This is a genomic window from Enterococcus silesiacus (assembly GCF_001886225.1).
Lineage (GTDB): Bacteria > Bacillota > Bacilli > Lactobacillales > Enterococcaceae > Enterococcus_L > Enterococcus_L silesiacus.
This window is the reverse complement of record NZ_JXLC01000017.1, coordinates 49,735-69,833: the sequence shown is the minus strand read 5'-3', so window position 1 is coordinate 69,833 and position 20,099 is coordinate 49,735. Positions and strand designations below refer to the sequence as shown.

Annotated in this window: 22 protein-coding genes; 17 read left to right on the top strand and 5 right to left on the bottom strand. The window is 37.2% G+C overall.

Features of this window, described 5'->3' with window-relative positions:
* Window positions 1-37 precede the first annotated feature (37 nt).
* A complete protein-coding gene (locus RV15_RS12050) occupies window positions 38-436 on the top strand; it encodes a cupin domain-containing protein (protein WP_245791358.1) in 399 nt (132 codons plus the stop codon).
* Window positions 437-487: 51 nt separating this feature from the next.
* On the opposite strand, the gene RV15_RS12045 is transcribed toward RV15_RS12050, so the two are convergent.
* Complete coding sequence (locus tag RV15_RS12045) at window positions 488-889, bottom strand: hypothetical protein (RefSeq protein ID WP_245791355.1); 402 nt, start codon at window positions 887-889, stop codon at window positions 488-490.
* Between the two features lie 1,118 nt (window positions 890-2,007).
* Between RV15_RS12045 and RV15_RS12040 the strand changes: the two genes are divergently transcribed.
* The 9 genes from RV15_RS12040 to RV15_RS12000 all read left to right on the top strand — a co-directional run bounded on the left by RV15_RS12040 (window position 2,008) and on the right by RV15_RS12000 (window position 10,961).
* The gene (locus RV15_RS12040) at window positions 2,008-2,322 is read left to right on the top strand and encodes a TIGR04197 family type VII secretion effector (RefSeq protein WP_071878288.1); all 315 of its coding nucleotides are present in this window, start codon (window positions 2,008-2,010) and stop codon (window positions 2,320-2,322) included.
* Window positions 2,319-2,693, top strand: a complete 375-nt coding sequence (locus RV15_RS12035) for a DUF3958 family protein (RefSeq protein WP_071878287.1) — start codon at window positions 2,319-2,321, stop codon at window positions 2,691-2,693. The genes RV15_RS12040 and RV15_RS12035 overlap by 4 nt, the downstream gene beginning before the upstream one ends.
* Window positions 2,683-4,116, top strand: a complete 1,434-nt coding sequence (locus RV15_RS18975) for a hypothetical protein (protein WP_245791353.1) — start codon at window positions 2,683-2,685, stop codon at window positions 4,114-4,116. The genes RV15_RS12035 and RV15_RS18975 overlap by 11 nt, the downstream gene beginning before the upstream one ends.
* Window positions 4,113-4,670 carry a hypothetical protein gene (locus RV15_RS12025; RefSeq protein ID WP_071878286.1) on the top strand — a complete coding sequence of 186 codons (558 nt, stop codon included), beginning with the start codon at window positions 4,113-4,115 and terminating at the stop codon, window positions 4,668-4,670. The genes RV15_RS18975 and RV15_RS12025 overlap by 4 nt, the downstream gene beginning before the upstream one ends.
* 1,448 nt (window positions 4,671-6,118) lie before the next feature.
* Window positions 6,119-7,417, top strand: coding sequence for a PTS sugar transporter subunit IIC (locus RV15_RS12020; protein WP_425429317.1), 1,299 nt, complete (start codon window positions 6,119-6,121; stop codon window positions 7,415-7,417).
* Window positions 7,418-7,519: 102 nt separating this feature from the next.
* A complete protein-coding gene (locus tag RV15_RS12015; protein ID WP_071878285.1) occupies window positions 7,520-7,792 on the top strand; it encodes a hypothetical protein in 273 nt (90 codons plus the stop codon).
* Window positions 7,789-8,880: a DUF871 domain-containing protein gene (locus RV15_RS12010; RefSeq protein WP_071878284.1), complete on the top strand. Its 1,092-nt coding sequence runs from the start codon at window positions 7,789-7,791 to the stop codon at window positions 8,878-8,880. Before RV15_RS12015 ends, RV15_RS12010 begins: the two co-directional genes overlap by 4 nt.
* A gap of 32 nt (window positions 8,881-8,912) precedes the next feature.
* Window positions 8,913-10,040, top strand: a complete 1,128-nt coding sequence (gene anmK, locus RV15_RS12005; protein ID WP_071878283.1) for an anhydro-N-acetylmuramic acid kinase AnmK — start codon at window positions 8,913-8,915, stop codon at window positions 10,038-10,040.
* Between the two features lie 69 nt (window positions 10,041-10,109).
* Window positions 10,110-10,961 carry a MurR/RpiR family transcriptional regulator gene (locus RV15_RS12000; RefSeq protein WP_071878282.1) on the top strand — a complete coding sequence of 284 codons (852 nt, stop codon included), beginning with the start codon at window positions 10,110-10,112 and terminating at the stop codon, window positions 10,959-10,961.
* A 51-nt stretch (window positions 10,962-11,012) separates the two neighbouring features.
* On the opposite strand, the gene RV15_RS11995 is transcribed toward RV15_RS12000, so the two are convergent.
* Window positions 11,013-12,041, bottom strand: a complete 1,029-nt coding sequence (locus tag RV15_RS11995; RefSeq protein ID WP_071878281.1) for a lactonase family protein — start codon at window positions 12,039-12,041, stop codon at window positions 11,013-11,015.
* A gap of 188 nt (window positions 12,042-12,229) precedes the next feature.
* Here RV15_RS11995 and clpX point away from each other — a divergent pair, with 188 nt between their 5' ends.
* Both clpX and yihA read left to right on the top strand, forming a co-directional pair.
* On the top strand, window positions 12,230-13,483 hold the full coding sequence (clpX, locus tag RV15_RS11990) for an ATP-dependent Clp protease ATP-binding subunit ClpX (RefSeq protein WP_071878280.1): 1,254 nt from the start codon (window positions 12,230-12,232) through the stop codon (window positions 13,481-13,483).
* Window positions 13,484-13,623: 140 nt separating this feature from the next.
* The gene (yihA, locus tag RV15_RS11985) at window positions 13,624-14,205 is read left to right on the top strand and encodes a ribosome biogenesis GTP-binding protein YihA/YsxC (RefSeq protein ID WP_071878279.1); all 582 of its coding nucleotides are present in this window, start codon (window positions 13,624-13,626) and stop codon (window positions 14,203-14,205) included.
* Between the two features lie 46 nt (window positions 14,206-14,251).
* Here the strand turns inward: yihA and RV15_RS18750 are convergent, their stop codons facing one another.
* Window positions 14,252-14,401 carry an SPJ_0845 family protein gene (locus RV15_RS18750; protein WP_167364099.1) on the bottom strand — a complete coding sequence of 50 codons (150 nt, stop codon included), beginning with the start codon at window positions 14,399-14,401 and terminating at the stop codon, window positions 14,252-14,254.
* A gap of 216 nt (window positions 14,402-14,617) precedes the next feature.
* On the opposite strand from RV15_RS18750, the gene yidD reads away from it, so the two are divergent.
* Window positions 14,618-14,908, top strand: coding sequence for a membrane protein insertion efficiency factor YidD (gene yidD / locus RV15_RS11980; protein WP_071878278.1), 291 nt, complete (start codon window positions 14,618-14,620; stop codon window positions 14,906-14,908).
* A 19-nt stretch (window positions 14,909-14,927) separates the two neighbouring features.
* On the top strand, window positions 14,928-15,806 hold the full coding sequence (locus RV15_RS11975) for an ROK family protein (protein ID WP_071878277.1): 879 nt from the start codon (window positions 14,928-14,930) through the stop codon (window positions 15,804-15,806).
* A 106-nt stretch (window positions 15,807-15,912) separates the two neighbouring features.
* On the opposite strand, the gene RV15_RS18645 is transcribed toward RV15_RS11975, so the two are convergent.
* The gene (locus RV15_RS18645) at window positions 15,913-16,152 is read right to left on the bottom strand and encodes a hypothetical protein (RefSeq protein WP_139243024.1); all 240 of its coding nucleotides are present in this window, start codon (window positions 16,150-16,152) and stop codon (window positions 15,913-15,915) included.
* A 43-nt stretch (window positions 16,153-16,195) separates the two neighbouring features.
* Window positions 16,196-16,696: an MBL fold metallo-hydrolase gene (locus tag RV15_RS18640; protein WP_167364098.1), complete on the bottom strand. Its 501-nt coding sequence runs from the start codon at window positions 16,694-16,696 to the stop codon at window positions 16,196-16,198.
* Between the two features lie 103 nt (window positions 16,697-16,799).
* Here RV15_RS18640 and RV15_RS11965 point away from each other — a divergent pair, with 103 nt between their 5' ends.
* The 3 genes from RV15_RS11965 to RV15_RS11955 all read left to right on the top strand — a co-directional run bounded on the left by RV15_RS11965 (window position 16,800) and on the right by RV15_RS11955 (window position 20,091).
* Window positions 16,800-17,675 (top strand): LysR family transcriptional regulator, encoded by an 876-nt coding sequence (locus RV15_RS11965; protein WP_071878276.1) that lies wholly within the window; start codon window positions 16,800-16,802, stop codon window positions 17,673-17,675.
* Between the two features lie 256 nt (window positions 17,676-17,931).
* A complete protein-coding gene (locus tag RV15_RS11960; RefSeq protein WP_071878275.1) occupies window positions 17,932-19,101 on the top strand; it encodes an ABC transporter substrate-binding protein in 1,170 nt (389 codons plus the stop codon).
* A gap of 111 nt (window positions 19,102-19,212) precedes the next feature.
* Window positions 19,213-20,091 (top strand): branched-chain amino acid ABC transporter permease, encoded by an 879-nt coding sequence (locus RV15_RS11955; RefSeq protein WP_071878274.1) that lies wholly within the window; start codon window positions 19,213-19,215, stop codon window positions 20,089-20,091.
* Window positions 20,092-20,099: the final 8 nt, after the last annotated feature.

The window sequence follows — 20,099 nt, the reverse complement described above, 5'->3', positions numbered from 1 at the left end:
GGACGGAATCATAATGCTAAACAACCTCATAGAAATAATGACAACAAACGACTCCATTTTCGCCAAAAAAGAAGACGGAACAAACGTAAATTACTACATCTTTCCAGAATTCGAAATCCATCTAAACTCAGTTCCAGGAAATACCACCCAAGGATGGCATACTCACCAAAATATTGAAGAAATACTAGTAATAACCGCTGGACAAATCAGAGTTGAAACAATAGTCGACGATAAAAAATCCCATAAAGATTGTCAAAAAGGCGATGTAATTCGCATGAATAACAGTCTACACAGAATCCTAAATCTTCAAAATACCGAAGCAACGTTTGCTGTATTCAGATTTGTTCCTCAAGGAATGGATAACCGAGAAATAATAAAAAATGACAAAAAAGAATATAGCGACAGCGAAGTAGCAACTATTTTAAATAGGGAATAAGCAACATTCAGAGGATGGATCATCTCCATCCTCTTTTATAACATACGCAATCTACTCCAAATCCATTTTCCTAACCTCAAACCCAGTCTCAACCTTCTCAGCCCTAACCATCTCCATCACCAATTCATCCCCCAACTCAATCAACCGATTATAATCCTCATAAAAAGCATGAAACATCTGCGCCCGAGCATAATACTCCTTCACAATCCGTTTCTTATTGATCGGCCCAGACCGAAACTGAAAAAAATGATCCAAAATCGCCAAAGGCTCCTGCCAAGAAGCCATCTTCTCCATAAAATCCCGCAACTCAATAATATCCTGATACGTAACCGCCTTTAAATTCTGTCCTTGTTTATCCATTCTCCTGATCTCCTTCAAATAAGGCGGAGAAAAGCCGATAAGTGCCAAACGAAATCCAAGCCCAAACCCAACTTCTCCCACCAGTTTTCTCACTGAATTTCGTGCTTCAGCAATTCTTTTTCTATATGCGCATTGACGAGGCAAACCTATAACCCAGCGCTACAAATGACTTTCAAAGCCTTGCGGTATTCATAACGCCTTGTTCCAGAGAAAACAAAAAAACGATACCGAACCTGTCAATACCGCCATCAATCAGCTAAACCAAACCCACAATTCACTCCTAAACCACCCTTAATCCCAAGAAATTAACAAAACCAACTAGAATTTCAAAAGAAAATTAGGTACAATAAAGAAGCTAGTGCTTCGGTGCTAGCAAATTGGCAACTTGTGTAGACAGGGTCTAGATGTCTGTACAAGGCTTCATCGTTTGGTTGCCGCCAAACGGTGAAGTGCCTTTTTGTTTTATCCAGTTTTTCATCTATTCTTAAAATACTCCTCCCTTCAAAATAGTCGTAGGACAGAAAAAAACGGCATTGAGCAGATGCCCAATACCGTCGACAATAGACTAATCCCATATACACAACAACCAATCATCACCGAAAAAAGCAAAGATTTCCTAGAAATCCCAACCTATTTTAGGTACAATAAAGAAGCTAGTACATGTTGCTAGCACTATTGGCAACTTGTTTGGACTATGTCTAGCATGTCTTAACAAGGCTTCGATCGTAAGGTTGCCGCCGAACGATTGAAGTGCCAATTTTTATTTATATGTCTTGAATCGATCAACGATTCGAATTTCTATCCTACACATTTTATTATACCGAAAGACACCACCCACCGCAACGAAATTCGGCATTTCCACCCATTAAATAACACCAAAAACAGCGCCCTTATATATAAGAAAAAATAACAAAATTTTTTCAATTTCTTTAACATTTCCTCGTACTGAACGATATAGTTGAAATTTAAAAATCGTATTTCTTCTAAATGAAGTGAATATTCTAAAAAAGAAGATTTATGCTTAAACGATTAGGTGTAAATCTGTTTTTTTTAAAATATTCTATAAAAAAACCATTTTAAATCTCAAATTTGCAAAATTTTTACGTCACAAAGAAATATTTGATAACTATAAGGTATGTAAATGTGGCAAAATGGTAGTTGTGGAGTCTAGATATACGTGAAGGTAAAAACATGGCAAAGGGGTTTGGGAAATGTCAGGAATCAAAAGCAGTGTAACCGTTGCAGGTGGCGTCTCGGCACTGTTCAGTCAAGCGGCTAGCGGTTTTTCATCTGTGAATGAGGCCGTAAGCAAAGCAGAACGAACAACGGTCAGTGGCAATAATAATGCAAAAAATAGCTTAACCAGCATTCATAGTCGCGGTCAACGGGTGTCAAATGTGCTCGCTCGTGACGGCAATAATATTCATTCAGTTGCAAAAGAATTCAGTGAAATCGATCAAAAAATCAAAAGAAGTTTTGACTTACCATTATTTTCTCCAAATCTTGGAGGTGGCAGTCGCTCATGAGTGAAGAAAAAGAACTAAAAATCAATCAACAGCTCAGGCAAGTAAGTATTGATCAAGAAGATAAACGACGTGAAATTCAAGAATTAGAGGATTTGGAAGCGGATTACTTTTCGATTCATCAACAGGAACAACGCTATTACCAAGACTTGATCGGCAATAATCAAGGCTCACGCTATACGAGTCACTTTATGGAGCTAGATGACGAAGCCAATCGTTTACATCAATATGAACGCCAACGATTAGAAGATATAGCAGAACGTTTAGTAAGTGAAGAAGTGCAGTTGAGAGATAAAGAAGAGGAACTGTACACTGAGAGAATGCAGCTATTTTCTGAGGGCAATGAAGCGGAGGAAAACCGCTATGGGTATTGATTTTTATGTCGGCGAAGTAAACACACAAAGCGCCGCTGCTAAACAAATGGCAAATGAATATATCCAATTCTGCGGCACGTTAACAGATAGTGTTAATGCCTTTATGAGTGCGCCGCTATCTAGTAAAACGTACGATTCAGCGAAACTTTATTTCTCGGCAGTCTATCCATCTTTGGCAAGTGGGTTTATACTAGCATGTGAGGCCTTAATTGAAGCCCATAGTAAATTCCCAGAAGAGTTTCAATCATCCGTGGATACGTGTGATGTGATCGAAGAACAATTAAAAGCTGAAATAGCTCAAGGACAAGCCTTGTTGCAAAATATCGCTCGTACGATGGATAAAGAGAAAGAACCAAATCACCGCCTAGAACAGCGTTATATGGGCGTGCAAAGCTCGATTCAAAAGAATGAAGAAAAGCTACAGAAATTATATGAGTTTAATGCAAGCTCACCGAATTTATTTGTGGATTTTGAAGCACAATTGGCTAATTTGGATGCAGGATTGGCGGAGGTTGAAAAAGGAGCGGCTTGGAATCCGACATCAGGAACATTTGAGTTGTCGAGGGTAAGTTTAACTTGGACGAAATCGATTGGGAAAGAGTGGGATAAACGGCAGAAAAAGATTGATGCGAAAGTTGAAGCACACCGTCTAGCCAATCAAGAAATAACTTATACATTTGATGAGTCTGGAAATGTTACAGGTGTTTATGTCGATGGTACATTTGATTCTAAAATGACATTAATGGTGCAAGAAGCAATAGCCACAAATAATTGGAATGGTCTTAAAGGATTAGGTGTTGGTTTAGCCGATAAAATTTACGAGAATTTTGGCTTGACTGGACTAATGGGTGAGAGAACGTTAGATCCGAATGCAGTTGGAACTAAACCATATGCAGTGGGACAACTTATTGGTGACCTTACTTCGCTTGTTGGTGGTGCCACTGAATTTGTTGGTGGTTTTTCATGGTTTGTTGGGGGAAATGGACTTTCATTTGTAGGAGCACCTTTTACTGGTGGAGCGAGTGTTGCATTGAGTCCAGCAGTAACAGCAAGTGGAGCCGCAGCAATGGCTCATGGCTCAGGAACTATTGTGAATGCTTTTGGAAGTATTGGTAGCGGGTACGATGCTTCGAAACATCCAAATGGAGTTTATAAAGATGCTGATTATCATACAGGTAAAGGAAATTCTGTAAAAAGTAAGAAACCTAAAAATGGGCAAGATGCTTTAGATAATTCTCTTCCGCTAAAAGATACAACAAAAAGAAGGATATCACTGAGTGACGATGAGTTTGTTGTTATTGATAGCTCTGGTGATGGCACTTTTCATGGACATGTTCGTACCTGGGATGAACTGAGTCCTAAAATGAAAGCTATTTTGCAAAAAGCTGGATTAGTAAATAAGAAGGGGAAGATTATTAGATGATAACTTTACTAACTTTAAATTTAGCAGATGATAAATATCTACAAATAAATAGTGAAAATAATGGAGAAAAACGCTATTTTCATGATGAAACAACTATAAAATATCTAGATAGCAAGAGAGAGATTATTTTATTTAAAGACTCTTTGCATGAGGGACTTGAATCCTTAAAAAATATGTTATTGCTTTCGTTAAATAATGAATTACCAGTTTCAGAAAAAACTTTTTTAACTGGTGTCGGATATGAATGGAATATCTATTATCATAATTTAGATGAATTTTCTGAAGAAGATCCCACGGAACTGTATAGTCTATGGTCAGTGTCACCAGAAATTGGTAGTGCTTCTTGGATATACAATAGAAATTCACAAATATTTTTTGAAATTAGCCCACAATATTTATGGGATTTTATAGACAGCAATGTAAATGAGGAACAAACCACATTTGAAGAATTTATGGAATCATATACGTTTGACGCACAATTTAGTTTAGACAGAAAAGTTTGTATGGAAATGGTGAAGATTTTAGAGGGACTTTTGAGTACCGTTGAGTTATAGAGTGTAAATATGTTTTTATGGAGTTAAATGAAAATTCTCTGTATCATTCTAAAAAGAAAATCTTCATGTGTAGGGGACCTTTTGCTAGTGGAGCGACGTTTAGCATTGAGTCCAGTGATAAGATAATAGCAATTGGAGCCGCTGCAAAAGGCTCATGGCTCAGAAACTATTGTGAATGCTTTTGGCAGCTTGCTAGATGGTTATCATTTTGAGGATAGATCTTATAATAATAAAAATGGAGAATGGGGGAAAGGAAAGTTTGATAATGCCATGGATAATGTTTAAGAACATTTTGAAAAACATGGTGAAGAAGTAGGAGCTTCTAACTTGGAATAATATATGAGAAAAGCTCAAGAATTTGCTAGAACTGTAAAGAAAGGAGTAAAAACTTCACCAGTGCCAGGTATAACAACTGATGTTCTAAGATATCGAAAGAATGGTAAGTACATCGATTAAATTAACTTTACGAATCACAGTAAACTATTTGTTTGAATATTGTTTAGAGGAGTGGTTATACATTCTTCTTTTTTTATTTATCTGTAAAAAACTCTATTGCTAAGACATAGTAAATTCCCAGAAAAGTTTCAATCATCCGTGGATACATATGATGTGATCGAAGAACAATTAAAAAATGGAAACAAATATTTGAAGTAGCTCCAGATGAATTTCTATTAAAAACTGACTATGATCTTGAAGCGATGATTTTTATAAGAGAAAATTTTTATAAGAAAGAAGTTCTTAAACAATTAGAAGCTGTTATATAATTGTGTGCTAGTGCACAATCTACAAATAAAATACTTGTCCATTTTGGTATATAAATTGATGGATGATAGTGAATAATCAGAGGATTTGAATCAGTGTTTTAGAAGGATGTATTCTCATTCTTCTTTTTTATTTTATCTGTAAAACACTATTGCTGAGATGGATAAAGAGAAAGAGCCCAATCAACGCTTAGAACAGTGTTATATGGGGGCAAAACTCGATTCAAAAGAAGGAAGAAAAACTACCAAATAAAAAGAATGGCTAGGTTAAATTAAATCCGAACAGAAATTTAATTTCAGGTTATTTCCTTTTGTATGAAATATTATCTCTCTTTAAGTAAGAATAATCAGTTTTATTTTGCTTTTTATTATTTAAAATGAAATTTTATTTCGTTTTTCGCTTAAAAATGTTGAAAAAAAAGTTCTTTAACTGTATGATGAATTTGTCGATGAGTGAAATGCTCGTTTATCGATGCAAGTTGAACACAGGACTACCGATAAAAACGAAAAATCGAAAATCAGGAGGTAAGGAAGTTTTCTTAGTAATTTATATGGATTCGTAGTTATCGTTTAGTTTAGTGGATCGAGTAGAAGATAAATGTGGTTGTGCAATTATGTTGTTATCAAAGTATTTTTTTTAGTGGTAGATGTAAGGGCTTTTATTTTTAAATGAATGTGAAATAGGAGATGAGAATAGTGAAAAAGTTTACTGAATTTATTGAAGAGCATTTAGCCGGTCCCATGGCAAAATTAGCAAATCAACGTCATTTACGTGCGATTAGAGATGGGATCATTGCAACATTGCCGTTGATCATTATTGGGTCGTTTTTCTTGATCATTGCCTTTCCGCCATTACCAGCTAATTGGGGGATTACACAGTTTCTAACATCAAATGCAGCAACGATTTTGTTGCCTTATCGAATGACGATGTATATCATGACTCTTTATGCAACGTTTGGGATCGGTGCAAGTTTATCGAAAACCTATAATTTAGATGTGATTTCTGGTGGTATTTTAGCGACGATTGCTTTTCTATTAACGTTTGTTCCAGTGAACATTCCTGCAGAAGCGTTAGATGCAGCTGGAACTGTTGGATTTGTCTTACCAATGGCTAACTTAGGTGGCGGTGGGATGTTTGTTGGAATCATTACATCGATTCTAGCAGTAGAAATTTATCGTTTAACAGATAAATCAAAATTCAAAATCACGATGCCAGAACAAGTCCCACCTGCTGTAGCTAGATCTTTTGAAACATTAACACCAACCTTGATCGTGATTTTAGGAATCTCTACCTTAACATACTTTATCGGGTTTGATTGGCATTCAACGATTTCTAAAATTGTAAGCCCTTTAGTTAGTGCAGCCGATAGTTTACCAAGTGTTTTATTCTTGATCTTTATGATTACGTTCTTCTGGTCTTTTGGGATTCATGGGGTATCCATCGTAGGTTCACTAGCAAGACCATTATGGCTACAATTATTAGATGGAAATACGGCAGCAATGGCCGCTGGAAAAGAATTACCAAATATTGCCGCAGAACCATTTTACCAATGGTTTGTCTGGATCGGCGGCTCTGGTTGTACGATTGGATTGGCGTTATTATTAGCCTTCAAAACAAAATCGCAATTTGCTTCAAAATTAGGAAAAGCGACGTTGGCACCAGCTATTTTCAATATCAATGAACCATTGATTTTTGGAACACCGATCGTATTAAATCCAATATTGATTATTCCATTTATTTTAACACCGATGGTCACAGCAACAATTGCTTGGTTTGTGACACAGTTTGGTTTAGTGAATCGTGTGATCTTTACAGCACCTTGGACACTGCCTGGACCTATTGGCGCATATTTAGCGACAGGTGGGGATTGGCGAGCAGCTGTTTTAAGTGTTGTCCTAATTATTATTTCAGTTGTGATATATTATCCTTTTGTGATGATCTACGATAACAATGAATTAGAAAAAGAACACGCTATCACAAAATAGAACCTGTAGGCTAGACACAAAAATGAACGGAACGAAATGAACAGTGTAGTGAAATTTCGTTCCGTCATTGCTTTTTAAGCTAGAAGTTAGGAGACGAATCAAATGACTAAAATAATATTTTTAAGCGCGAGCGTTTTATTCCTCGCAGTTGGTTTGATCATGACTCATTATTTAGAGAAGAAAAAATGGTTGCCGAATCGTTGGGTGATCGGCTGTTCAGTATTTTTGATTGCATTGATTCCCACTCTTTTATTTCCAACTATGCCAGAATTTATCAAACAAACAATTTATGGCATCAGCGGATTGTTAGCTGTTATCTTTTTTGAAAGTAGTCGATTATTAGCAGAACAAAATAGAAGGGGGCAGAATCAATGAGGAAATTAGGGATTTCTGTTTATCCAAATCATAGTAGTGTGGCAGATATCAAGGCCTATATGGACTTAGCAGCAAAATATAATTTTAAACGTGTCTTTACTTGTTTATTATCGGTCGAATCAGGAAAAGAGCAGATCATAAAAGAATTTACAGAAACTATTCTCTATGGAAAAAAATTGGGAATGGAAGTGATTGCCGATGTTAGTCCTAAAGTGTTTGGCGAGTTAGGCATCAGTTATGATGAGCTATCATTTTTTAAAGAAATTGGTGCAGATGGTATTCGATTAGATATGGGATTCACAGGAAATGAAGAATCGATCATGACGTTTAACCAACAAAATCTAGCAATCGAATTAAACATCAGCTCAGGCACACGTTATTTAGAAAATATTCTAAGCTACCAGGCAAATCTAGATAAATTATTGGGCTGTCATAATTTTTATCCTCATCGCTACACAGGTCTGAATTATGACCATTTTTTAGCGACGTCACAAGTGTACAAAGATCATGGGATTCGGACAGCGGCGTTTATTAATTCTCCCACAGCGACAATTGGTCCGTGGCCCGTAGAAGAAGGCTTATGTACTCTAGAAATGCATCGAACATGGCCGATCACGACACAAGCTAAACACTTATGGGCAACAAATGTAATCGATGATGTGATCATTGCCAATGCATTTGCTTCAGAAGAGGAGTTAAAAGCACTAAGTGAAATCGACCCGTATCGTCTAACCTTTGATTGTGTGATCGATCCGAAAACACCAGAAGTAGAACGAAACATTATAGTAGAGGAATTTCACTTTAATCGTGGTGATATCTCAGATTATGTTATCCGTTCAACCCAGAGTCGCGTAAAATATAAAGGGCATGAATTTGTTCCATTCAATACAGTTGATATGGAAATCGGGGATATTATTATTGAAACGTCATTATACGCTCATTATGCAGGCGAGCTTCAAGTAGCGTTGTTACCGATGGAAAATTCAGGTAAATCCAATGTTGTAGGGAAAATCACCGATGCAGATAAAATTTTGTTGCCTCACCTTAGACCGTGGCAAAAATTTGCCCTTCATGAAGTGAAGCTCTAAGTCATACGAACAAGAAGAGGGAGGAGAAACGCATGGTGTATGCAATAGGCTTAATGTCAGGAACCTCTTTAGATGGAATTGATGCCGCTTTGGTGGAAATCTCTGGCAAAAATGAAACAACAGCTGTTAAACTAATCGATTTTTTGACCGTACCATTTAGTGAAGAAACCCTTAAAAGAATTCGGGCAGCATTGTCATTAGAAAGCTCAGATGTCGAAAAAATTTGCTCCTTAAATGTTGAGCTAGGGGAGCACTTTGCTCAAGCGGCTTTAGAAGTCTGCAAGCAGGCTGGGATTGCTTCAACGGAGTTAGCATTTATCGGCAGTCATGGTCAAACGATTTTCCATATTCCTTTTGCCCGAGAATCTTTGTATGCCTCGACTTTTCAAATCGGTGATCCAGCGGTGATTTGTGAACGGACAAAAACCACGGTGGTATCCAATTTTAGAGAACGAGATATGGCAGTAGGTGGCCAAGGTGCACCAATCGTTCCATACTCAGAATATGTATTATATCAAAAACCGAATACAACAAGACTACTACAAAATATTGGTGGGATCGGGAATATTACAGTGATTCCTAAGTCGGGAGAAATAACAGATATGATCGCGTTTGACACGGGTCCAGGCAATGTTATCATGAACGAATTATGTTTGTATTTCTTCAATCAAGAGTATGATCAAAATGGTGCATACGCTAAACAAGGGAAAGTAAGCCAAGCGTTGTTAGAAGAATTAATGGCCCATCCGTATATTCAAAAATCTTATCCTAAAACAACTGGACGAGAAGAGTTTGGCAAGCAATTTACGACAATGCTGTTAGAAAAATGGTCCCTTGATCCAAATGATTTCATCGCAACAGCAGCCATGTTTACCGCTAAATCAGTTGCCAAAGCAGCACAACCTTTTATTCAAGGGGATACTGAATTGATTATTGGCGGTGGTGGTAGTTATAATCAAACGTTGATCGCGATGATTAAAGCGGAACTTCCAGAAGTAAAAGTGTTGATTCAAGAAGAAATTGGTTTTTCTTCAGAAGCGAAAGAAGCAATTGCGATGGCTGTTTTAGCAAATCAAACATTACAGCATAGTCCAGGGAATGTACCAAGTGCTACAGGCGCTAGCAAATCGGTCCCTTTGGGCAGCGTTACCTATTATTGATTAGTCAGGGCGAGTAGCTTGAGTTCGCCCTGCCGTACATACAAAAAAATTCAAAAAGGAGGGAAGCGAATGAGTGGCGAAAATATTCAAGGAAGAATTATTAGCATGCTAGATGTCTTGCCGAATTCTGAGCGAAAGATTGGTAAGGTCATTTTAGAGAATCCTTCGATGGTGATTGAAATGACGGCGTCAGAGCTATCAACTTATGCAGGGGCTAGTCCAGCTACTGTGATTCGATTTTGTAAGAAGATCGATGTTCCCAGTTTTACCCAATTGAAAATTCGTTTATCCGCAGAGATAGAAGCTCCAATTTATGAAGGTTATTCAGATATCACAGCGAATGGATCTGTGGATGAGATCAAGACAAAGCTATTAGGCAATGCGTATCAATCGATGCAAGAGACAGTTGCTTTGCTAAATGAAGAGCGAATTGAAACAATCGTCGATGTATTAATTGCTGCACCGATCATTTATGTATTTGGGATAGGAGCTTCTTATTTAGTCGCTGAAAACATTGCTCAAAAGTGGAATCGAATTGGTAAAACGGTTGTCTGTGTTCAAGATCCTCATGTGTTGGTGACGATTTTAGTTTCAGCACCAAGAGGCGCCGTATTTTTTTGTATCTCACATTCAGGAGAAACCAAAGAGGTATTAAGGTTACTTGCTGTAGCGAAAAAACACCAGTTAAAAACAATCGGATTATCACAATTTGGCAATAATACGCTGACAAATAAGGCGGAATACATGTTGCAAACAGTTCGTTCAAATGAAGCAGTCTTAAGAAGTGCCGCAACGACCTCTTTGCATGATCAATTCATTATAGTAGATATTTTATTCTACGCCTATGCATCTAGAAACTTTGACCAAACAATAGAAAAAATCCAAGAGTCGAAAGCCGAAGTTAAGAAATATGAAACTTAAAAAATGAGTGACGCAAAATCTGTTAGATTTTTGCATCACTCGTTTCTTTTTTTATTTAAAATAAACACAGACACACTCAGGTGCATAAACATCTTTTTGGATCATTTCTAAAAGACCCGTTTGTTCATCACGACGATAAAGCGTTAAATTGTCCGTATTTTGATTAGCAGCAACAACAAATTTACCAGAAGGATCTAAATCAAAATCTCTTGGAATTTCGCCTTCTGTAGAAATCAATTGTACGCGCTCTACTTTACTGCCATCTTCCGTTGTTGCAAAAACAGCGATCGAATCATGACCACGATTTGATGCGTAAACAAAACGTCCATCCGCTGAAATGCGAATCGCAGCACCACCGTTAAATTCATTGAAGCCATCTGGTAAAGTTGAAACTTTTTGAACTTGTGTAAACGAACCGTCTGCCGCGTTGTAGGCTAAAACCGTCACAGTACTATCTAACTCACCAAAAAGATAAGCATATTGATTATTTGGATGGAACACTAAATGACGAGGACCTGTTCCAGGCTCTGCAACATATTGAGCAACCTCAGATAATTTTCCTTCTGGGCTAACATCATACGTATAAACGCGATCCGTACCAAGATCACAGACAGCTAAACGGCGATCTGGCGTTAAGTCTGTATAGTGAACGTGGGCATTGTCTTGATTTTCATGTGGTCCAGTTGGTTCATCATGTATGATTTTATCAGTATGTTCTAACTGTCCATCGGCTAAAATACGATAAACATGAACGATTCCTTGGTGATAATTAGCACCAAAAACCAGTTGTTTTTCTTCATCAAGTGCAACATAACATGGAGGAGCGCCAGCTTCAGTTACTTTATTAAGCAAATCAAAGTGCCCATTATTGTTTGTGTAAGCTGCCATACCGCCTTCACCATCAACAGATGTGACATTGAATAGATCTCCTTTTTGATTGAGTGCTAAATAAGTTGGACTTGTTTCTTCTACTAATAAAGCAGCATCAGAAAGTCTCTCTTTTTCTGTATCCAGTTCGATCTGGTAAATCCCTTTACTTTCTCTACGTGTGTAAGTCCCTAATAAAATTTGTTCCAGCATGAAATTCCCTCCATTTTTACTGAATTTTTAAAAGAATCAGCAATTGATTTAACTCTTTTAGTATACCATAAGAATTCTTTTATTTAGTAAATCTTTGCAAATCCAATATTCGCATTTTCGCTTGATTTATGCTATTATATCTTAAGACTGTAACGACAGTCATTTTTAATTTTAGAGGGGTGACACGCATGTACGATAATACAAATAGCAACAATGGTGCAGTTCGCTGTTCATTCTGTGGTAAAACACAAGAAGAAGTGAAAAAAATCGTTGCCGGACCTGGCGTCTATATTTGTAATGAATGTATCGACTTATGTAAAGAGATTATTGATGAAGAATTTTACGACGAAGCCGTACGTGAATTAACGGATGTCCCAAAACCTCAAGAAATATTGGATGTCTTAAACGAATATGTAATTGGACAAGATCAAGCAAAACGCTCACTAGCGGTAGCTGTCTATAATCACTATAAACGTGTAAATCAATCAGAAAATTCAAGCTCTGAAGATGTAGAATTACAAAAGAGCAATATTTGTTTAATTGGACCAACAGGTTCTGGGAAAACATTTTTAGCGCAAACATTAGCTAGAACATTGAATGTACCATTTGCCATTGCAGATGCGACTAGCTTAACTGAAGCAGGATATGTAGGGGAAGACGTAGAAAATATTCTATTGAAGCTATTACAATCTGCTGATTTTAATGTGGAACGTGCTGAAAAAGGGATCATCTATATTGATGAGATCGACAAAATTGCCCGTAAGAGTGAAAATGTTTCGATCACAAGAGATGTATCAGGTGAAGGGGTGCAACAAGCCTTACTTAAAATCTTGGAAGGAACAGTTGCCAGCGTGCCACCGCAAGGCGGACGCAAACATCCACACCAAGAATTTATCCAAATCGATACAACAAATGTCTTGTTTATCGTGGGTGGTGCCTTTGATGGTATCGAAAACATGGTCAAAAATCGCTTAGGCGAAAAAACAATCGGTTTCGGTACGAAAAATAGCAAGCTGAACGAAGACGAAAGTGTCATGCAGCAAATCATTCCAGAAGATCTATTGAAATTTGGATTGATTCCTGAATTCATCGGACGCTTACCAGTGACTGCGGCTTTAGAGAAGTTGACGATAGATGATTTAGTTCGGATCTTAACTGAACCTAAAAATGCATTAGTCAAGCAATATCAAAAATTATTGTCTTTAGATGATACAGAATTAGAGTTTGAAACAGATGCTCTTCGTGCTATTGCGGGTAAAGCAATCGAACGTAATACAGGAGCGCGTGGCTTACGTTCGATCATTGAAGAGATCATGATGGATGTGATGTTTGATGTCCCATCAGATGAGACGATCGAAAAAGTGATCATTACAGAAATGGCTGTTGATGGTACAGGTAAACCAGCAATTGTTTATAATAAAAAGGATAAAAAAGCTGGGTAATGTTAAAAGACTAAAAAGTAGAGACGTGTCTCTACTTTTTTACTGATTTTTATGAAATAAATTTATCTAGCTGGAATGGGGAAAAGATAACATGAGGCTGAACGAGCTCGTTCAACGTTTAAACTTAGGAGGTTAGGACTATGAATGTTCATAACGCAGAAATTATTATTAGTGCAGTTTCACCGAAACAATATCCTGAGACTGAACTGCCTGAAATTGCTTTAGCAGGTCGTTCGAATGTGGGGAAATCATCGTTTATCAATACGTTGATCAACCGCAAAAATTTAGCTAGAACTTCCGGAAAACCAGGGAAAACGCAAACACTTAATTTTTACCTGATCGAAGACGCTTTGCATTTTGTTGATGTTCCAGGATACGGGTACGCCAAAGTTTCTAAAACAGAACGCGCCAAATGGGGCGAGATGATCGAAACGTATATGACAACAAGGGAACAATTAAAGGCAGTGGTATCTTTGGTTGATCTGCGTCATGCACCAACACAAGAAGATATTCAAATGTATGAGTTCTTAAAATACTACGAAATCCCTGTGATTGTTGTTGCAACGAAGAAGGATAAAATCCCTCGTGGCAAATGGAATAAGCATGAAAGTATCATCAAAAAAGCCTTGAATTTTGATAAGTCAGATGATTTTATTCTTTTTTCTTCCCAAACAAAAGAAGGAAAAGAAGAAGCGTGGCTTGCCATTGAAAAGTATTTATAAAAAAATAGCTTTGACGACTCTGAAGATGAGTGGTCAAAGCTATTTTTTATTGTTCCTTTTTCTTGTCTTCTTTTTGTTCTGTTTTTGCTGCTTGTTTTTCTAATTCTTCTTTCGGCATTTCAACTTTTTTAGGGTCTACCGCAAAAGAATCAAATAATTTATCTAGGTCATTTGTACGTTCAAATTTTAAGCCCATTTTGTCTTGCTCCATTTCATGTTAGATTGAGTAGAAGGAAACTGATGATTTCCGTCAGTCTCTTTTCTCTAGTTTAGCACCCTTTGAGAATTTTGAATAGTTTTCTTTTTCAACGAGTCAAAATTTAGCTAAAAATAGTTTTACTTTCCTCTTGTAAACTTGCATTCATTTATAAAACAAGGTATAGTTTTTTCTGATAGAGAAAAGAGGGACGAAATGGCAGGAAATATTTTTATCGGAATGGTCCGGTTTTATCAACGATTCATTTCACCTGGGCTTCCGGCTAGTTGCCGCTATCACCCAACCTGTTCACAATATATGATCGATGCAATTCAAACTCATGGCAGTATCAAAGGTGTGACGATGGGAACAGCGAGGTTTTTACGGTGTCATCCGCTAACAAAAGGCGGTATTGACTATGTGCCGTTGAAGTTTAGCTTAAAAAGAAATCCAGACCAGGAATACCATGGACCTTATAACTATAGAAGAAACAAGCAAAATAAATAGATGAAAGCAGGCATAGAATATGGCGATTTTAGCATTTGATTTTGGCGGTTCAGCAGTAAAACATGGGATTTGGAACGGTGAGAAGATGCTCGATAAGGGCAAGTTTCCAACGCCAAAAACCTGGGAAGAAATGAAAGCGTCATTATTAACTGTATTTGATGGAACCAAGCAAGAGCTAGAAGGTGTGGCGTTAAGTGCACCCGGTGTTGTGGATGTTGACAAGCAAATGATTAATGGGATTTCAGCAATTCCTTATATTCATGGATTCAATATATTTAAAGAATTGGAAGAACTGTTTAAACTTCCTGTGGCAATCGAAAATGATGCCAATTGTGCAGGGATGGCAGAAATTTATGAAGGCGCTGCTAAAGGCAAACAAGAAGTAGCGTTTGTTGTCGTTGGAACTGGAATCGGCGGTGCGATTTTTCATAATGGGCAAATTACTAAAGGTGCTCATCTTTACGGTGGCGAATTTGGTCTGATGTATCTAAGTGGTGGCGAAACGTTCAGCAAGCTGGGAACAGCGGTCCAAATGGCGTGGCGGTATTGCGAACGAAAAGGTGTAGAAAAAGAGACCTTCTCTGGAGAAGATGTGTTTAACCTAGCGGAGTCTGGTGACGAATTGGCAATAGAAGAGGTCGATAACTTTTATGAGTACTTAACCCAAGGATTGTTTAGTATTCAATTTTCTCTTGATCCAGAAATGATTGTTTTAGGCGGTGGGGTTTCGGCGAAGCAAGGATTGTTAGATGAAATCAATCGTCGAATGAAAGAAAAGTTAGCTCATTTTGAATTGAATGATTTTATTCCGCAGATCGTAACATGTAAATATAAAAACGATGCCAACTTGATTGGAGCGGCGGCAAATTTCTCCGCAAGAAATCATAGTACGATATAAGATTTGATCCGAGGATTTAGACTGTATAGGACTGAGACATAACGTAATTGGTTATGCCTCAGTCCTATTTTTGATTGCTGAAAAAACATGGGAAGTTGTTGCTAGGTTATCGAGGGAAAAAAGCAGTTTTTTCACCAAGGGTTAAAACGTTTAGTTTGTGCTGAATGTTTAGAACGCCAAAGGCATCAAGTAGATCTTGTTCATTTTGGGTAAAGTGTTTCCAGCCTTCAAAATGCAAAGGAATTATTTGGGCTTCTGGAAATGTGTAAGAAGTATCAAGCGCATCATTAGTGCTTATAGTTAAGTTAAGTGGTCCTGTCGGCTGAGCTGCACCAGCATAAATCAAAACATAGTCAGGATTCGCCTTTTTGGCTACATCTCTAATTCCTTCATAATAAACGGGTGTCCCCAGTTAAATAAAGTTCGAATGGCTGTTTTCCTGCAACGGTTATCAAAAATCCGATAACATCACCAGTCAATTTTTCAATCCCGGCAGGTCCATGTCGTGCTGGTGTTGCTGTAATGGTAACTTGTGTGCCGTTTGTGGTAAAGAGTATATCCTGTTTCCAAGGTGATAAACCAATTGCGTTATCACCTAAGCGTTGTGCACCGCTAACTGTGGTATAAGTTTTAGAGACAGTTTTTAAAAATTCTCTACCCGAATAATCTAAATTATCATGATGGTGATCATGACTAAGTAAAACAATATCGATGTTGTCTATTTCAGTAAGTGCAGGACCTTTTGTTTTTTCCAAAGTCGTATGATCATTAGCAAAAGAACTCCCTTGTGCATCCAATGTTGGATCGGTCATAAAACGTAGACCATCAATTTCTAAAATTACAGTGGGACCGCCGATATAGGTAAGATCAAACAAACGATTGTCTATCAAGTAAATCACTCCTTTTCTAAATTCAGCTTACCACGGGTATATGTATTTGTTAAATTGAATAAAATGAATTAAACTATCAATAATACAAATATGAGGTGGTAAGATGGACTTAAAAGAACTCCAAGCGTTCAAAACAATACTGGTAGAAGGAAACTTTTCAAAAGCAGCGCAAAAATTACATTATGCGCAATCAACGATTACAATGCAGATCCAACGATTAGAAAAGGAAATAGATTTTCGTTTGTTTGATCGAAGTGCTAATTTACAGTTAACGCCCTCTGGTGAGTTATTTGCTAAGGAAGTAGATGGATTGATCAAACATTGGTCTTCAGTAGTAGATTCAGCTAGATCTATCCAAAAGGAAGAAGTTGGTGAAATTAATATTGGGGTAGTAGAGCCAATTGCGATTACCAAATTTCCGCGTATCATTGCGGAATTTAGAAAAGAGAAACCTTTCGTCACTTGTAATATTACTATAGGGAATGCAGATTCGTTAGGATTACTATTAGAGAAACAACAGTTGGATTTTATTATTGCTGGAAAACCGACAAAATATTATCAACATACGGTTTTTGAAGAACTATATCAAGAGAAAATAATCTTTATTGTTTCTAGAAAATTTGTAGAATTATTTAGCGAGAAACATAAAATAGACGTTTTAAATAAATACCCGTTATTTGTTTCAGGCGAAAATTGTTTAACCTATATTCAACTTGAGCAACTATTTGAAGCTCCTCAGCAAAGACCGTTTCATTATTCAGTCGGGCAGCTCTCTAATGTTTCAAACTTCATTCATGAGTTCCCTTCAATAGGTGTAGTTAGCTCTTCAGTAGTATTGAAAGATGATGTTTTTAAATTGCCAATCGATGGGATCAAGTCTATGATTTCTATTGGAATTTATAGTAAAAAAGAAGATATTCAATACTTGTCTAAATCAAAACAACTTATCTTAAAACTAATTAGAGAGTCACTCTGTTGAGCGGAATAAGACTAACTTAGGCACCTAGTCTTTCAAGGCACGAAATTAGCCCATTTAACGCGGTTTTTCGTGGATAATAATTTGAATTATAAAAATTTTCTGAAAATTCATTGACAATTTATTCTTTTTTGCTTATATTTGTATACATACTTCTTTAATAATTATATACGCGAAGAACATTATCAAGCTTTTTGTGTTAGCTCTTCAGGAAACAGCTGACCAGCATAACAAGTTTTAAAATCAAGGGGGAAATAAGATGAAAAAATTTAGCTTTTTATTTGCTAGTCTCTTTTTATTAGCAGCATGTGGTCCAACAGCTGGCGGAGGCGCAAGCGGTGGTGGAAATAAGACTGAAGGCGATACGATTAAAATCGGAATGAATATGGAACTTTCTGGTGATGTTTCGGCATATGGGAATGCTGAAAAGGAAGGTATTACCCTAGCTGTTGAGGAAATCAACGAAGCAGGTGGTGTGTTAGGGAAAAAAATAGAATTAATTGAAAAAGATAACAAATCAGAAAATGGTGAAGCCACTTCTGTTGCGGCCAATTTAACAGCTAAAGATAAAGTTGTTGCCGTTGTTGGGCCAGCAACATCTGGTGCAACGAAAGCAACGATTCCAAATATGACAAAAGCAGCGGTGCCTGTTATTACGCCTTCTGGGACGGATGATAGTATCACTGTTGTCAATGATAAAGTACAGGAATATATTTTCAGAGCTTGTTTCCAAGATACGTTCCAAGGGGTTATCCTAGCGAACTTTGCCCAAGATAATTTAAAGGCTGAAAATGTTGTCATTATCGGTGATAATTCAAGTGATTACGCCATTGGATTAACGAAATCATTTAAAGATACGTTTACAGGTAAGATCGCTAAAGAAGAAACGTTCACTGCAGGAGACAAAGACTTCCAAGCCATCTTAACAAAAATCAAAGACCTTGATTACGATGCTATCTACATTCCTGGTTACTATGCAGAAGCAGGATTGATCATCAAGCAAGCACGTGAGATGGGGATCGACAAGCCGATCCTTGGTGCTGATGGATTTGGTGATGAAAAATTAGTTGAAATTGCTGGAGCGAAAAATGTCTCTGATGTTTATTACACAGGACACTTCTCAGAAAAAGCACCGGCAACAGATAAAGTAAAACCATTTGTAGATGCATTCAAGAAAAAATACGATAAACAACCATCAGCTTTCAATGCTTTAGGTTACGACTCTGTTTACATGTTAAAACAAGCAATGGAAGATAAAGATTCAGCAGATTCAAAAGATATTACAGAAGGCTTAGCTTCATTGAAAGACTTTGTCGGTGTGACTGGTAAAATGACGATGGACAAGGATCATAATCCTGAAAAATCAGTTGTTGTATTAGGCTTGACAGAAGGAAAAGAAACATCAGCAGATGCAGTAGAACCTAAATAGTAACAAGTTGGTAGAGACTTAAAAGAGGGTGAGACAAGGTTTTACGTTTTGTCCATCCTCTTTTTATTTTAATTAAACAGCAATTATTCTAAAATATTGGAAGTGATAAACATGGAAGTAGTGATTCAACAGCTAGTAAACGGTCTTTTTCTAGGAAGTATTTATGCGCTCTTAGCATTAGGGTATACAATGGTTTACGGAATCATCAAATTGATCAACTTTGCTCATGGAGAAATTTATATGCTAGGTGGATTTATGGGCTATTTCTTTATCAATAAATTGAATTTAGGTTTTTTCCCAGCATTGATTTTATCAATGGCAGGAGCTGCCGTGATCGGGGTAGTAATTGAGTTTTTAGCTTATCGACCGCTAAGAAAGTCAACAAGGATCGCGGCTTTGATCACCGCAATTGGGGTTTCATTTTTACTGCAAAACGGAATGATTTATTGGTTAGGTCCTGAAAAAAAATCATTTCCGCAGGCAATTGAATTTAAAAATTATCAACTAGGCTTTATTCAAATTTCAAATATTCAAATTCTTATTTTAGTTATTTCTCTAGTGTTGATGATTGCCTTGCAATTGATTGTTAAAAAGACAAAAATGGGTAAAGCAATGCGGGCCGTTTCCGTTGATGCTGATGCCGCACAGTTGATGGGGATCAATGTCAATCGAACAATTTCATTTACTTTTGCATTAGGTTCTGCATTGGCTGCGGCCGCGGGCATGCTGATCGGACTCTATTATAATTCTATTGATCCAATGATGGGGGTTGTTCCAGGGCTTAAATCATTCGTTGCGGCTGTTTTAGGTGGAATCGGAATCATACCAGGAGCAGCACTGGGTGGTTTTGTGATTGGATTGTTAGAAACGATCACGATTGCACTTGGGTTTTCAGATTACAAAGATGCAGTTGTATATGCATTGTTGATTATTATTTTATTGATTCGTCCTGCTGGAATTCTTGGCAAGAACATCAAAGAGAAAGTGTAGGTGGCAGT